The sequence below is a fragment of the Bacillus sp. Xin1 genome (assembly GCF_013314535.1).
Taxonomy (GTDB): domain Bacteria; phylum Bacillota; class Bacilli; order Bacillales; family Bacillaceae_G; genus Bacillus_A.
Genome location: NZ_JABUAE010000014.1, coordinates 57,326 through 73,266, shown reverse-complemented (window position 1 = coordinate 73,266; position 15,941 = coordinate 57,326). Strand labels below are relative to the sequence as shown.

Below are 15,941 nucleotides of genomic sequence, written 5' to 3'. Positions count from 1 at the left end.
TCTCCATCTCTATACTGATAAGAGTCAATGAAATGAAACAAGGTGATAAATATGGATTTTGAAATAAATTTCCTCTCCTTCTATGTCGTACAAGTAGAAGGAAAAGGCGAACAAGCAGATAAGCGATATAAACATTTCCAAACGTTAGATGCCGAAGAATATGAAGACAGCTCTTTAAAGGAATTCTTAGATGGCGAATTACTAAAAATATCTAAGCGAAAAGTAGAACGTCACGCAAAGACCGAACAAGCCCCAACAAAGATTGGTCGATTTATTGTAGAAACTGGGCACGAATTCGATTCAAACCCTCATTATAATTTGTTTAATCGTATCCGCTTTGCAGAAACGAAAGAGAATTTTAAAGATATGAGTGAACCTCTCGTTTATACATATATCGATACAAGTGCAATACGTGGTGGTGTATTTTTAGTTGCCCAGGCAAAACTACGTAAATATTTTGACGATCCATTTGTATTCGTTATGAAGTGTGACTTCGAACCAAAAGTTGCTTCCATTTCTGACGAAGCAACACTTATTCATAATGTTGAAATGGCAATTACGACAAAAAACATGAAATCCATTCAATACCCATACATGCCAGAAGAAGGCATGGTCGAAGTTGGCGAACTAAAAATCCACCAAGCATCACACGCCCGCTACTTCGAGGATTTCTTAAAATTTGTTGAATATGAGCGCTCTATGCCCGAAATTATGAAAACACAAGTTATGGATATGGTATATGACCAAATTGAAGATGTCTTCGAAGAAGGTACAGAAGAACGCGAACAATTCGACCAAGTAATGGAAGTATGGGCGGCAAGTCCGAAGCGTGAAATTATGGAACAATTTACAACAGAAGAAGTAATGGAAGCAACAGCACAAATTGTGGAGCATGCTCCTGAGGTTGAGCTCAAAGTAAAAGCAGACCATATTTCTGTGAAGGCACTACTTGCGGATTTTGGTGACCAGATTCATATTGCGAAGGTAAATGATCGATATGTACTCATGATTGAGGCGGATACACTGACGTTTGAGAAGGGATTCTCTCCGATTGAGTTTTTGAAGCCAGATGAGCTGCAAGATGTGATTGAGCGGATTGAGAAGAAACAACAGTATGGATATGGTATACAAGAAGATGCATAGGTCACAAAAACGTGATTTAAAACGTTTTTGTAACCTATATCTATGAATAAAGGTTTCCGTTTTCTTTTTATTTATCTTAAAGAAGATTTAGTCCTGTTTTGGATTTCTTTTTTAAAAGGGCATATTAAATATATTGTTCATTTCTCAAAAGTCAGTGAAACCGACTTTTGAGAAATCCCTCTTTTCACTTACAAAAAAATCGCTTTCTACTTCTAAGTAACCAAACCTACAAAAACAAACTACCAGGATGTTTTAGATTGTTGAATTGCATCAGTTGTTTTATCAATATCTTCCATCATCTGTTTTAATTGAGATAAACCATCTTGTAACTGATTTTGACATGAGTCAATACGATAAGCAAATGCCCGGATTGACTCTCGTGATGGTGGATTTGTTGACTGAGACACGTCAATGATTTCTTTCTCGATTGTGTCGAATCCCTTCAGGGCAGACTCTAACATTTGAATGGCAAGCTTAGCCTTGTCGGCCACATGATCAATTTTAAGAGCTGTTGTTTTTGTATTAGATGTCCCCCAATCCGAAGACATATAATTTGGTGATGGGTTTGGTGTATATGACATAATAAATTCCTCCTTACTTTTGATATTTATCAGTAATTTCATCGATTTTATTTGTTAATTTATCAATTTCATCTGTTAGCTGATCAATTTCATTGGTAAGAATATCTACATCTTTAATATTTTTTTGTACTTCTTGTAAGTTATCCATTGAACTACTTACTTTAGACATAATTTCTGTTGTGATTGAACCAATTAGAACTTGTACATGGTCTGGCGCATTACCACCAATTTGCTGAACTAATCGATCTACTAATGGTTTGATTTGACCAAGTGTACTTTGAGCGCTGTTTAGCTCGCGTCCACAAGAATTTAATTCTGCATCAATTTTATCTGACGTTCTATCAATCTTAGATTGCGTAATCTGATCAATATCACGAACCACCTTATCAATTTCATTACAAACCTCACGAACTGCACCTTTACCTACGATCATTTTAAATTCCTCCCAATTTGATTTTATCAATGAATCTCTTTACATTTACAATTTGTCCGAATATAGGATATTATCAAATCTCCTTTAGTCACTCATTCGCAAATGGGTTCATTTACTGTGCAGCCAGTCAACCTCTTTTCGTGATATCTGGGATAACCAACTATCAGCTACTTCAACTGCCATCAACTTTATATAGACTACTCTCTTTTTCAAATAACACCCGTGCGTTATCACTGTGTTTGCATATCCATAAGGAGTAAATAAAATGTTTAGACTACCTATGTGGAAAATTTAATTTCAAATCATGTTTATTAATCAATCATTAATAAGCATCAGCTTTTGATTAATAATTTCTATAACTTTTTCTTTCCGTTTTTTGGATAAAATCAAAATCCCATAAAATTCTCTCATAAAAAAACTAATACTAATAAGACTACTACATGAATTAACGGTGTCAAAGTACATTCTCTACTCTAAGGAATATGTGTGATGCCAATGATATCTTTTAAAATTCGAACAAAACTAGTTAAATATATCCATATTATTATAATTAATTTCTTAATCTTTCGCAAACTAATTATGTTAGAGTTTGTAATGATTTAACAAGCAACTATACAGCTTATATTCTAAAGAAAACAAGTCAATCATTTTATCAATGAATCCAAAAATATCAAGTTTTTAACACGCGTCTATATCGGCTATGTACATTCACTTCTAACAGAAGTAAATTATGGCACTGAGATAGGGCGATATAGACTCCAAGAGAAACATAATTTATAATGTCGAAGTTGGCGAACTAAAAATTCATCAAGCATCACACGCCCGTTACTTCGAAGATTTCTTAAAATTTGTTGAATATGAGCGCTCTATGCCCGAAATTATGAAAACACAAGTTATGGATATGGTATATGACCAAATTGAAGACGTATTTGAAGAAGGCTCAGAAGAACGAGAACAATTTGACCAAGCGATGGAAGTATGGGCTGCGAGTCCAAAGCGTGAAATTAAGGAACATTTCACAACGTAAGAAGTAATGGAAGCAACAGCACAAATTGTGGAGCATACTCCTGAGATAGAATTAAAGCTAAAGGCAGATTATATTTCTGTGAAGGCACTACTCGCGGATTTTGGTGACCAGATTCATATTGCGAAAATGATAGATATGTACTCATGATTGAGGCGAATACACTTACGTTTGAGAAGGGATTCTCTCCGATTGAGTTTTTGAAGCCGGATAAACTGCAGGATGTGATTGAGAGAATTGAGAAAAAAGCTTCGAATCCACATGAATATTAAATCAATCACTAAAAATTACAGTCCTATTCACAAAGAACGTTATGTTCTCTCATTCAATTTAATAATGTTCAAAGACGTCCATACCCTATTTTTTGTTGAGCGCTAATCTGTAGCGCTCTTTTATTTTCACTCATAATCCTGCGCTCATACTTTAGTTACGAATCATATCCGTATTTAAAATGGACCAACATGGTTCGACCTTAAATAAAAACTAAAAAGAGTACCAAGAATAAAAGAAAGGACTATGACAAGGAAATAGTGTTTTTTTCTCATCTTCACAACATGTAGAAACTTTCTGTTCGTAAAGATGATTATCGGAAAAAGAATAGCACTCATGATCAAAGTAATAACTGTCCCCACCATAAGACCTACCCATTCTTCCCCTACCATATCTGAACAACCATTAAATAGACAATCGACTGAGTAAACAGCTACTAACACACCTAAAAGAGCATACGTAAAAAGAAAACCAAAAATAAAATTTAAAAGTACACTTATTGCTAAGTACATTCTTTTCATCTGTTCCCCCAAAAAACTGTAGTAAATTGAGTTCTGAAAAATACATGTACGTATAATTATTGTTAGTCTAGTTAAAGAAGCTTGATCAAGAAATAACTCTTTACAAATTAACCCTTTTTAACTTTTTACTACGATTACACATCATTCATCTTGTTATTCATTTCCTGTAACACTCGTAATTGCTGCTCCCCTTTCTGTACAGCAATAGTAAAATAATTTTGTAAAAGTCGTATCGTGTTATTATCAATATAATATCGTTCCGTTATATTCCCCCATGTCTTGCTATTTTTAAAATCTCCCCAAGTAAATTGAACATATTCTTTTTTCTTTAATTCTTTAAATACCCATCTCTTCATTTTCTTTTTTGCTTTTTCAGTTAATACACCATTCTTTGTAAGTATGAGTTCTTCATTTCTTTTATATCGCTTATAAATATCTTTTTCCTTGGATACTTTAAGAAAGATATTTACGGTGTTCTTAGCGTCTGCATAAGCACGGTGCTGTTTCCCTTCCCATTCTAAAGCGAATTGTTCCACCGCGAATTTCAAACTTGGTGTATGTATAAATAATTGCTCATATGCTTGAAATACAAATTTTTGCAAATCAAATTTTCTTTCATTCTCTATATTAGGACATTCGATATTATGCAGCTTACAATCTTGCGCGAGAAATTTGTAGTCTTCCTTCCCCCATGTTATAAACATGCCATCATCTCCAGCGAATTGAAGGAATCGCTCCATTACCTTCGGAAACGTTTCCACCTCTTTTAAATCTCTCTTTGTAATTCCTGTTAATTTTGTTGTATGGCGGGTTAGAGGTGCAGTTGGTTTAACAAGTGAAGAAAATCGTCCTATAATACGCATTGTACTTACTTCTACTTTGATTGCTCCAATATCAACTACTTCTAACGGATCTTGTGATTTATAGGGTCGAAAATTTCTCTCAACATCAAATACAATATAACATTTAGGTTCATTCAATTCACATACCCCTTCCTTATTTGATTATATTTATAACTATATAGTCTCCACTGTACAAATGCACAAAACAAAATTCCTAAAAAAGATTATAGATTATTTTTTGAATATTAAGACAAATACAAAAGACAAAAAAAGGAGAAGGGCAAGCCCCTCTCCTTTTAATTCAATTACTTCTTAACTACGTTAGTAGCTTGTGGTCCACGGTTACCTTGTTCTACTTCGAAAGTAACTTCTTGACCTTCTTCTAAAGTTTTGAATCCTTCGCCTTGGATAGCTGAGAAATGAACGAATACGTCTTCTCCGCCTTCAACTTCGATGAATCCGAAACCTTTTTCTGAGTTAAACCATTTTACTTTACCGTTTTGCATGAAAAAATCCTCCTACAATGTACCTATATGTACATATTCATTTTCGACCACTTTACACAATAATAAAGACATTAAAAAACTGCAACCGCAGAGGAGATTTAACATTGCTATCCTCCTCTGAAGTTACAGCTCATTTAAATCTCTATATTATTAAAAGTAAAATGGTTTATAACCACTATATCATATCAATATAATAAAAGTAAAGCGATTTTTATTTTCTACACATTTTACACAATATTTCTTTGCCACTCCATCAATTTTGATTCTCCTGATCCAGCCAGCCACAACATAGCCTTCCTCCTGATTAACAATGCGCCACCCGTGACCTTTAATAGATCCCCATACCGTTACCGTGCCTTCATCAAGAAGGACACGACATACTGTACTAATTCCAGCTTTATTCTGTGTAGATGTTGTATATAATACTTGTTGATCAACACTCAAATCTAAATAGCTACTTGCTTTTTGTTCACTTTGACATGTATGCCAATTTAATTTTTTCTTTTTAATAATCTCATCTACCATACAAAAAGAAATATTTCCACTTATTCCTCTGCAAGATCCACTTGCTGCTACTAAGTAGGAGTTATGTAATGTCAACGCAGAAATCATTTGGTTTGTGGCTATTTTGATTCTTTTTAACTTACGCTTTTGCAGATCAAAAAGCCAAACACCACCATACTTCGCATGAATTTTGGTACCAATAAATAAGTAATGCTTGTATAAAAATAGCGAACGAATAGACGGTGCACCACTACCATAACAAAGAAATGGATGAATAGTTTCCCAAGTAGAACCGAAGTTATTAGAAAGATATAACGTTTTATCTCCATGTGCAATAACTGTCCCACTCTCATTACTACATACATTCCAACTTGTTGCCTTTGTTGGAAAACGTTGAATCGTCCAATTGTCACCACAATCCATACTACGAATAAAAATCCCTTCGTCACCTACACCATAAATTACATTACCACTACTCTGTAAATCCCGAATTCTTTTTTGAAACCCGCTTAAAATCCGTTTCCATTTCCCATTTTGTTCAATGAATAATCCATCATATGTAGTTGCTAACATGAGTTTCCCATCTTCTAATTTCGTTACGGCAGTTGCACTTAACATTGTTTCCACGATGACACTCCCATTCCTAGAACTTTTCAGCAAATGCGATTGCAAAGTTACTGCATTTCTCGATGTCTTCTTCCTCTTCTGGAGCTAACTCAATTTTCAATCCTTCTTGTACAAGTTCTGCCCCGCATTCTACAAGACGTTCTTCAAAAATTGTTACTGCCTCACAAAATTGCTCATAAGCCGTATCACCAGATCCAAATACAGCAACTTTTTTTCCGGCTAAATCTACACTTTCTAAATCATCATGAAAATCTTCTGCTTCAAATGGCAGTTCCCCATCTCCCCACGTATACGATCCCAAAATGATACCATCATACGCTAATAACTCTTCTGCATCCATTCCTTCCATTTCCTTTAATTCCACTTCATGATTAAATGCATCCAAACTCACTTTAATTAAATCAGCAATACTTTCTGTATTTCCTGACATACTTGCATAAGCTATTAAAATTTTCGCCATATCAACATCCCCTTTTGCAATTGATTCTTATTCTCATTATATTAATAATGAGAATCAATTTCAATTATATTTTTGTTTTTTCCTTGCTTCAAATAAACCTTTCTATCAATATTGGTACAATCAAAAACTCAGCTATCCATTTGTATAAAAAAACACGAATGACCATTCTTGTCATTCGTGTTTTTCATTCTTATTTTTTAAAAATGCCAAACGGCTTTCCTACTGGTAATACAACTTTTCCAAAATGAACATTTAATACAGCTGCTGCTGAACCGTAGAAAGATAGTAATGAAATACATAGTTCCGAATACGCTGCTAAGTTATGCATAGCATGTGGCATAACACCTAAAGTACTAAATGCAAGACCAATAAATAAGAAATCAATAAGTACAAAAATCATAAATAATACTTTATGTGTTTCCATTGCGCCAATTGTCATAAAAATCGTAAAGATTAAATATCCAATAAAGGCTACACCAAGCTGCTTCGGATCTACAGATTGGGCTAATTTTTCGCCAAATACTCCTAGTTGAATTAACCAAGACGTTCCAACACCTAACCAAAATAGGCCATATGCACCAAATGCAGTTGTACCGAACGTATTGTTATGCTTCGCATCGTGAATACACGCAAAGAGTTGTGCAAATCCTCCTAAAAAGATTGCCCACGGCAATACAAATGAAACACCATCCGTTAATCCTAATTTTTGTGATGATGCTACAAGTGTTACCATTGCTAATCCAAATAGACCAATTCCAGATGGATCCGCTGTTGTCATTTTCACATGATGTGTAGTTTGATTACTCATAAAAAACCTCCTGATTTTGAACACATACTTAAATACAATACTGAAATCAGAAGGCCCTGTCAATGGTTTTTATTGTATGTCGTCAGACTTTATGCTTTTGTAAAAATGAACGATCATTTTTGCTATTTCATATGGCTTAATATTTAGATTAAATAGCTCTTGTATAGGAATCCAAACTGGAATGTATTGTCCTCTATCAACCGTTGTGAATTCTTCAGCTTTTCCTGTACCCAAAACACCACCCATGATACGTGCTTCATAGAAATATTGCGTGCCTTTATATTCATACTTCGTAACAAGTTTTTGAATTTCAATATGCACGCCTAGTTCTTCGTATGCTTCGCATACGGTTGCCTCTTCTGGTGTTTCATCTTCTTCAATTCCTCCACCTGGAAATACAAAGTATACTTCATCGTTTCGAATACGTTTTATAAGGGCAATTTTATCACCCTGTATAATAATACCCGCGCCACGATTTCGAATCATGCTATCACTTCAATCCCAATTGCAACGGTTCCCCACTTCTGCTCTTGTTCTTTCATATATATTTCATATGTACTTGCTAACATTTCTTCTAGACTCCAGTTGGCACAGTCCATCAGCTTTTTATTAATATCCTTATACATTTCTTCAAATGTTTTATAACATTTCAATTCCGTTACCTTTACACAAATTGTTTCTTTTGTTGCTAAATTTGTAAATTCGATTTCATCTTCTATTTGTATATTTTGACGCTTCTTATCATATAAGCGTCAAACACTTTTTTCCAGATTGAATAGATTGAAACGGTTCATTATATAAACTCATTTTATGTTTCATTTCCTCACCACCTTGAGTCATTATAACATGAACATTTCAAACGCTTTTTTTCATTTGCTACTGAAAATCCAACCAAATTTATCCCGCATTAATGGATAGTCCCCCACACGTACAAAACATTCATGAATTCTTCACCATATTTGTGATTATAATCACTTCCATCTTTTTTCTAAAACATTATGCTAAAAACATACAAATGAACAGAGGAGTGTTTGATATGGCTATACCTTTTACAAAAACATCTATTGTAGGTGAAATTGTTACCGTTTTTCCACAAGCAAGTGATTTATTTAAGAAACATCGTATCGACTTTTGTTGTGGCGGAGACAAGACAATTGAAGTAGCGACACAAACAAAAGAAATTTCTCCTGATGAACTTTTAAAAACATTAAATGAACAATATACTTTATATCAATCGAAAAATAATGAATCTACAAACTGGAATGAAGTTAGTTTTTCTACACTAATTGATCATATTATCCAAACACATCATCGCTATGTTCAAGAAGAATTACCACAACTGAGTCCGTATGTAACAAAGGTATTTCGCGTACATGGTCAAACAGAGTCGCATTTAAGTGACGTGCACAGACTGTTTCATGAATTAAAATTAGAACTTGAACAACATATTATCAAAGAAGAAACTCTTGTATTCCCGCTTATCAAAAAATATGAACAAAATCCTACTCAAGAAAATTTAGTTTTAGCAATCGAAAAACTTGAAGAATTAGAACAAGAACATGATGGAGCTGGCGATCTTATAAAAGAATTGCGAAGTATTACAAATGATTTTACTCCTCCAGAGCATGCATGTCGCACATATCGTATGGTTTATAATCGTCTAGAAGATTTTGAATCTGATTTATTCCAACACGTACATCTTGAAAACAACATTTTATTCAAGCGATTACTTTCTATCAAATAAAATGAATAGGCAGCGAGGACTATTTCTCGCTGCTTATCTTTCTCCTTAACTCCAACTATAATCTGTTACTAATTACTCCATTTCTACAAAAGAATCCTCTATACTATATAAGTAGATTACGCACACCGCATAATCAAAAAAATATACATAGGAGAGGAGTTCAACAAACGATGCGCTATGTTATTGTAACAGGTACTTCGCAAGGATTGGGCGAGGCAATCGTCATACAATTACTAGAAGAAAATACAAATCTCATTTGTATTTCTAGAAGACAAAATGAAAAACTTATTGAAAAAGCAACACAAAAAGGTATTTCTTTTATTTTTCACTCAATTGATCTCCAAGATGTACATAATCTAGAAACTCATTTTGAAACCATCTTTTCATCCATTGAAGAAGAGAATGTCTCATCTATTCATTTAATTAATAACGCAGGTACACTTGCACCTATGAAACCGATTGAAAAATCAGAGAGTGAACTTTTAATTGCAAATGTGCAAATTAATTTAATTGCCCCAATGATTCTTACCTCTTCTTTTATGAAACATACGAAAGATTGGAAAGTAGACAAACGTGTAATCAATATTTCCTCAGGCGCTGGTCAAAAACCTTACTTTGGGTGGGGGGCTTATTGTACAACGAAAGCTGGTGTAAATATGTTTACACAGTGTGTTGCTACAGAAGAAGCCGAAAAAGAGTATCCAGTAAAAACGATTGCCTTTGCACCAGGTGTTGTGGATACAAATATGCAACAACAAATCCGTCAAACGAAAAAAGAAGACTTCACAAACTTAGAACGCTTTATCACCTTAAAGGAAGAAGGAAAGTTACTTTCTCCTGAATATGTCGCTAAAGCTGTTGTTCACCTATTAGAAACTGAGGACTTTGAACAAGGTGGCGTCATTCGGATTGATAAACAGTAGTTTCATAACAAAAGGCTCGCTTGTATGCGAGCCTTTCATTACATCGGTTCTAAAAATAGTAAGACAGATTCCATTATGAATTCATACCCTACTTCTTGATAAATCTTATTCGACGTTGGATTTGCTAAGTCCGTATATAATGTAGTTGTTTTATAACCTTGATCTAACATGTACTGACTAAGGGCAGCTACACAGTTAGAAGCGTACCCTTTCTTTCGTGCTTCTTTTGGCGTATATACAAAGTTAACTGTAATATTACTCTTAGTCGGTCTCGTTATGGCAGCTACCGAAACTAATTCTCCATCTACTTCCAAGCCGAATAACCGCTTTGTACTTACTAATGCATATGCCGTTTGTTTCGCATCTTCTGCTGTAGTAGGTAAATAAACATCTTCACAAAATTGGTACACCCATTTTTCGATTAATGGTAGTTCTCCGTTATCTATTTGACGGAAGACACCATGATTATCCCATTTTTTCTTTACTTTTTTTAATTCATAAATCCCTTGATTCATACGGATAAAAAATTTCTTTTGTTCTATCTGCGCGATTTCTTCAGCTAGTTGTGTTACAACTCTCTTTTCCCCGATTAATCCAGGTATATTTGGATACACCTTCACTAATTGTTTCGCTATTTCTTTTATGTCCTTCTTCGATGCTTCAGATTTAGCAACAATCATTTGCTTTTTCTCAGTTTGAAGAAGTATAATTACAATGTTTTCATTCTGCTTTGCCGCTGCCATAAATTGTGGACTTTCTACGGAGTGTAGCACCCCTAGTATTAAATTATTTTCTTGTTCATTCATTTCTAAAATTGGAACAAAATCCTTCTTAAAATGAGAAATATCTTCATACACCTGCAATTGAACCATCAACATTCTCTTCCTTCTATTTATATTTTTGTAGAATATTGGCGATTCATTCGTAAAATCCTTCTTTTACGATTCAATAATATTCAACACTGTCGTCATTACTTCTTTTTCAGATTGCTTGATTCGCTGTTTCTCCATTTTAAATTTAACTTCTTCTTGCTTAAAACGCTCTCTTCTCTTTTGAATCATACGTATCATTTCTTTTTTACTTGTTCCCCCATATACATTCCTTTTCTCAACAAATGCTGCCGGTGATATAATATCATCCCACTCTTTTTCTGAAAGTATTACGTGCAAATTTTCTTGTAAGTACTTATTTACTTCTATGAGTTTTAATTCATGCAGTTCTTTTTGTTGCCTCATAGACACTTTTGCAATATCACTTGCAGCATGATGAGCACGCCGGAAAGGAATATTGTAATTCTTTGTTAAGGTATCCGCAAAATCTGTTATCGTAATCGAATGTTTAAACGAGCGATTTCTTAAAACCTCATCTTCCACCTTCATTGTTCGAATCACTGCATTCATTATACAGAACACACGAATCGACTTTTCGATTCCTCCATACAAATAAGGCTGCAAATCATCTTCTGTATCAACAATATCTCCAAACGGTGTATTATGGATCATTTGAAATGCAGTGAAAGCTTCACCAAATGCACCGCTAGCGAGCGCACGAGCATGTTCAATTGAAACAGGGTTCCGTTTTTGTGGCATTATACTGCTGATTTGTACATATGGGTTTGCAACGGTAATTCCATTGTATTCCTTTGTTGCTAGGAGTAAAAAATCATGAAGCCATCTACCCGTATTCGTCATTGTCATCATCAGTACGGAACTGACTTCTAGTAAATAATCAACACCTGCGACTGCATCATATGAATTTTCAATAACACCTGAAAATCCAAGTAACTGAGCAATTCTCTTTCTATTAATGGGGAAACTTGTTGTAGAAAGAGCTGCCGCGCCCATTGGCGAGCGATTCACAAGATCATACGTTTTCCAAATCCGCTCAAAATCTCTTTTCATCACATCATAGACAGCTAACATATAATGACCAAATGTTGTTGGTTGAGCAGGCTGCGTATGTGTATAAGCAGGCATAATTGTTTCCATATGATCATCAGCAAGTTGCAATATACTTTCTTGCAATAAGATATAATGCTCCATAAAACGTAGTAGGTAACGACGTAAACTCATTCGATACATTGTCACTCCCATATCATTACGACTTCTACCAATATGCATATTACTTACTAAATCATCATTCGCTTCTTTTACAATTAAATGTTCCATTAAAAAAAAGAGATCTTCATGTTCCTGCTCATACAATAATCGACTTTTTGGAATTTGCGCCACTTTCTCTAACGCTGTTAAGATAACTTTTGCATCTTCTTGCTTCATTAATTTTTCTTCCATAAGCATGATAATATGGGCACGATGAATCATAAACATCTCTTGCAATAAATAATCTCGCTGAAATTGAAACACATGCTGTAACACGCAGTTTACATAGGTTTTTCCAGGGAAATCAGCGCCTTCACTCTTAATAAATTCTTCCTTATTCCATTTCATCACCTTTTCCCCTTTCGCCCAGTTATTTACTAACCATCATACCCAGAGCTGCTGAAAAGGTGCTTGTATGAAGTGAAACTTTCATTGACGAAACAAAAATAAACCCGCTGCCACGCGCATCGGGTTTATTTAATAACAGTTGCATCATATTTTTCACTTTTTAGTACCTGGAAATGTAAATTACGCAAGTGCTTACGAAGCTCTGTACTATCATCTTCATCTAATTCGTTTGCTAAAAACACAATTTCTGTACAATTCCCAAGTTTATCAGTAGCATAAACAGCTTTTGCTAACGTCCACGGCGTATATCCATTTTTTTGCCCAGCATGTCTAAATGACTTACGATACTTCTTTGCTTTCATGTCCGTTTCAACGAGGTTTGCCCATTCTTTTTCTTCAGCCTTTGTAAAACCTTTTTTGTGGTTCGCTTTTTCTAGAAGCACCATATAATCATTCGCAGATGCAGCTGGAAACTTATCTGACCATATTTTTTCATATTTTTCTTCTAAATACAGCGGGATTTCTTTTTGTAATAACGGCCCTTTCTCTTTTAACCGTTCATGTATTAACATCGCATACCGACGATATTCTTCTTGAGACATTTCTTTTAACTTTTTCTCTAATTTAGATTTTGGAACATGCAATTCCTTATGCAAATATCCCGGAATATATAGAGAAGAAACGATAGGAAATAACGGTTGATGTGAAGGAAGTGATAGGTTTTGTAAATTTTGATTAATATGCTCTAGCCCGAGTCGTTCCATTAAATATTCTGTATTTGCATTTGAACTAAACTTCACCATTCCTTTCGCAACTTCTTCTAATGGTACTGCATTTCCATCTATTTTATCAGTTTTTATTAAATACTTTTGCCAACGATCCTGTGCACTACCATCTGTATTTGGAACATAATAGCGATTTACATCATCAATTGAAACATAACTATTCGGGTCAATTCTCCCATCTACAACTTGTTTCGTAAATTCAAATGCGACAATTAACTTCATCGTGCTCGCAACTGGCAACATAACATTTGAATTTACAGAATAAACAACTTTATCATTTCGCTTTATAAGTAAGGCACTATTTTTTTCATCTTTATGTTCTTCAACAAATGAGGCAATAAACTGAGCATCATCATTATTAGAGCTCCAAACTTTTTTCGCTAAAAAGTTACCGGATATAAGTAAAATGAATACACCAATGATTCCCGCACATATTATAACTTTTCTCAAGTGAATTCCCTCTCCTAATTTATATCTTTCATCTGTTATATATCGTTATACACAAAATAATAGAGACGATTTTCTAAATAATCGTCTCTATTATTTTAACTTGTCATCTATTATTATGTCTATGTCATAATTCGAACAAAGTTTTCAACAAATTTCTTATAATTTAATTTCCATCCAATCCTCACCCAATCTTTAAGAGCTTTTGCATCAGGTTGTGGCCTAAAATCAGCAATACTTTCACCTTTTGCACTACCTTCTAAATCAACATCTACTTTCCGATATACATATTCAATCATAGAAGGATTTACAACTGCCATCATCGTAAGCACATCATGAATGGGGCTTCCGGTAATTTTCGGATTTATTTTCTTATATGCTTTATAATAATATTGAAATATAGGTTCAATTAATTTGTTAAATGCAGTTTGTGAATGTTTTTTTATATATTGTACAGTTTCAGGTGTAATGATTGATTCACTTGTAACATTAAGAGGGATTAATGTTACGTTTTTTGCATACTGCATGACTAAATTTGCAGCAAGTGCATCCCCATGAAAATTTGCCTCCGCTACAGGTGTTACATTCCCTGGAATAAGGAAGGCACCACCCATGATGTAATATTCTTTTACATCCTGCATTACATCTTTTCCTAATATAAATGCAGTTGCTAAACTTGTTGCCCTCCCTGCATCAACAATAATAATTTCTTTTTTATAGCGTTTAATAATGTCAAATATTGTGCAAAACGATTTAATATTTGGTTGAATAGTTTTTGGAGGGCGAATTGGCCCCAACCCTTCCGCTCCATGAATTTCAGGATAATATGTTGTAAATTCACCCGACAACGGCATTTTCGCTCCATTTATAATCGGTATATCTTCTCTACCTGCTAGTTGCATTAAATACGCAGCATTACTTGTTGCTTGCTCTTGTGTTACATTTCCATACCCAGTTACAACCCCAACAATTTCAATTTCTGGATGTAACAGCCCATACATGATTGCTAAAGAATCATCAATACCAGGATCCCCTAAAAAAAGCACCTTTTTCATGATACTTTCCATCCCTTCACTCCTTATTACCAAAAGCACATTCTTTATCGTTTATACCATACACATGAAATACGAAATTTGCGCACTGATTTTTGAACAAATAATGAATCATACAAAAAAAACAACCAAATCAAACTATTTGTTCAAATTTCGTTCATTGTGATTCGATTCACAAAAATACATAATAAACTTGTAAATACATTTTATTATGTATGGGAGGAATTTATTATGTTTATTCATTTTTTACGTAGTAACACGAAAGCATTATTTATCCTTTTGCCTCTTCGCTTATATTTAGGGTATGCTTGGCTAGCTGCTGGATTAGAGAAAATTTTCGGTCAACAATTTGATGCAAGCGGCTTTTTAAAAGGAGCAATCGCAAAGGCGGGTGGAGATCATCCAGCTGTACAAGGTTGGTGGGCTGATTTTCTACAACATGTCGCTCTTCCACATGCTGATTTATTTAGTTTTTTTGTGCAATGGGGAGAAGTTTTAGTCGGGTTAGGGCTTCTTTTAGGAGGATTAACAAAAACTGCTGCATTTTTCGGAATTATTATGAATACTGCTTTTCTTTTAAGTGGAACTATAGCTACAAACCCAAATATGATATTACTGTCTATCCTTATTTTAGTAGCAGGGCATAACGCAGGGCGCATCGGTTTGGACGGATTTGTTTTTCAAAAACTTTTCAGTAAGAACAGAAATAATACTCCAACTTATCCTACACATAAATTCGCATCATAGATAAGTTCTACACATAAAGTGAAACTTTAATCAGTAGAGGTTTTCTTCATCCCCCACTGATTATTAGTTGAACGAAT

At 34.3% G+C, this 15,941-nt stretch carries 15 protein-coding genes and 3 pseudogenes; 5 read left to right on the top strand and 13 right to left on the bottom strand.

What is annotated here, in order from left to right:
- Positions 1-51: 51 nt before the first annotated feature.
- A complete protein-coding gene (locus HRG09_RS14455; protein ID WP_174101454.1) occupies positions 52-1,143 on the top strand; it encodes a DUF3900 domain-containing protein in 1,092 nt (363 codons plus the stop codon).
- Positions 1,144-1,382: 239 nt separating this feature from the next.
- Here the strand turns inward: HRG09_RS14455 and HRG09_RS14450 are convergent, their stop codons facing one another.
- Positions 1,383-1,724, bottom strand: coding sequence for a hypothetical protein (locus HRG09_RS14450; RefSeq protein WP_174101453.1), 342 nt, complete (start codon positions 1,722-1,724; stop codon positions 1,383-1,385).
- A 13-nt stretch (positions 1,725-1,737) separates the two neighbouring features.
- Positions 1,738-2,157, bottom strand: coding sequence for a kinetochore Spc7 family protein (locus HRG09_RS14445; RefSeq protein ID WP_174101452.1), 420 nt, complete (start codon positions 2,155-2,157; stop codon positions 1,738-1,740).
- A 781-nt stretch (positions 2,158-2,938) separates the two neighbouring features.
- Here HRG09_RS14445 and HRG09_RS14440 point away from each other — a divergent pair.
- Positions 2,939-3,453, top strand: a pseudogene (locus tag HRG09_RS14440) (DUF3898 domain-containing protein); the annotation flags it as partial.
- 653 nt (positions 3,454-4,106) lie between these two features.
- Here the strand turns inward: HRG09_RS14440 and HRG09_RS14435 are convergent.
- The 7 genes and pseudogenes from HRG09_RS14435 to HRG09_RS14405 all read right to left on the bottom strand — a co-directional run bounded on the left by HRG09_RS14435 (position 4,107) and on the right by HRG09_RS14405 (position 8,538).
- Complete coding sequence (locus HRG09_RS14435; RefSeq protein ID WP_174101451.1) at positions 4,107-4,952, bottom strand: exonuclease; 846 nt, start codon at positions 4,950-4,952, stop codon at positions 4,107-4,109.
- Positions 4,953-5,119: 167 nt separating this feature from the next.
- Positions 5,120-5,320, bottom strand: coding sequence for a cold shock-like protein CspB (cspB, locus tag HRG09_RS14430; RefSeq protein WP_003198964.1), 201 nt, complete (start codon positions 5,318-5,320; stop codon positions 5,120-5,122).
- 227 nt (positions 5,321-5,547) lie between these two features.
- Positions 5,548-6,451: pseudogene (locus HRG09_RS14425) on the bottom strand (WD40/YVTN/BNR-like repeat-containing protein).
- Positions 6,452-6,467: 16 nt separating this feature from the next.
- The gene (locus HRG09_RS14420) at positions 6,468-6,911 is read right to left on the bottom strand and encodes a flavodoxin (protein WP_174101450.1); all 444 of its coding nucleotides are present in this window, start codon (positions 6,909-6,911) and stop codon (positions 6,468-6,470) included.
- Positions 6,912-7,101: 190 nt separating this feature from the next.
- A complete protein-coding gene (locus HRG09_RS14415) occupies positions 7,102-7,719 on the bottom strand; it encodes an acetate uptake transporter (RefSeq protein ID WP_174101449.1) in 618 nt (205 codons plus the stop codon).
- Positions 7,720-7,788: 69 nt separating this feature from the next.
- The gene (locus HRG09_RS14410; RefSeq protein WP_174101448.1) at positions 7,789-8,205 is read right to left on the bottom strand and encodes an NUDIX hydrolase; all 417 of its coding nucleotides are present in this window, start codon (positions 8,203-8,205) and stop codon (positions 7,789-7,791) included.
- Positions 8,202-8,538, bottom strand: a pseudogene (locus HRG09_RS14405) (ASCH domain-containing protein). Before HRG09_RS14405 ends, HRG09_RS14410 begins: the two are co-directional and overlap by 4 nt.
- A 217-nt stretch (positions 8,539-8,755) precedes the next feature.
- On the opposite strand from HRG09_RS14405, the gene ric reads away from it, so the two are divergent.
- Entirely contained in the window at positions 8,756-9,463 is a 708-nt protein-coding gene (gene ric, locus HRG09_RS14400) for an iron-sulfur cluster repair di-iron protein (RefSeq protein WP_174101447.1), read from the top strand.
- 170 nt (positions 9,464-9,633) lie between these two features.
- Positions 9,634-10,386, top strand: coding sequence for a (S)-benzoin forming benzil reductase (locus HRG09_RS14395; protein ID WP_174101446.1), 753 nt, complete (start codon positions 9,634-9,636; stop codon positions 10,384-10,386).
- Positions 10,387-10,424: 38 nt separating this feature from the next.
- Here the strand turns inward: HRG09_RS14395 and HRG09_RS14390 are convergent, their stop codons facing one another.
- From HRG09_RS14390 to HRG09_RS14375, 4 genes are all read right to left on the bottom strand, one after another.
- Complete coding sequence (locus HRG09_RS14390; RefSeq protein WP_174101445.1) at positions 10,425-11,264, bottom strand: GNAT family N-acetyltransferase; 840 nt, start codon at positions 11,262-11,264, stop codon at positions 10,425-10,427.
- Positions 11,265-11,324: 60 nt separating this feature from the next.
- Positions 11,325-12,833, bottom strand: a complete 1,509-nt coding sequence (gene argH, locus HRG09_RS14385; RefSeq protein ID WP_174101444.1) for an argininosuccinate lyase — start codon at positions 12,831-12,833, stop codon at positions 11,325-11,327.
- A gap of 125 nt (positions 12,834-12,958) precedes the next feature.
- Positions 12,959-14,068: a serine hydrolase gene (locus HRG09_RS14380; RefSeq protein WP_174101443.1), complete on the bottom strand. Its 1,110-nt coding sequence runs from the start codon at positions 14,066-14,068 to the stop codon at positions 12,959-12,961.
- A gap of 119 nt (positions 14,069-14,187) precedes the next feature.
- A complete protein-coding gene (locus HRG09_RS14375) occupies positions 14,188-15,120 on the bottom strand; it encodes a nucleoside hydrolase (protein WP_174101442.1) in 933 nt (310 codons plus the stop codon).
- 228 nt (positions 15,121-15,348) lie between these two features.
- Here HRG09_RS14375 and HRG09_RS14370 point away from each other — a divergent pair, with 228 nt between their 5' ends.
- A complete protein-coding gene (locus HRG09_RS14370; RefSeq protein WP_174101441.1) occupies positions 15,349-15,864 on the top strand; it encodes a DoxX family membrane protein in 516 nt (171 codons plus the stop codon).
- Positions 15,865-15,941 lie beyond the last annotated feature (77 nt).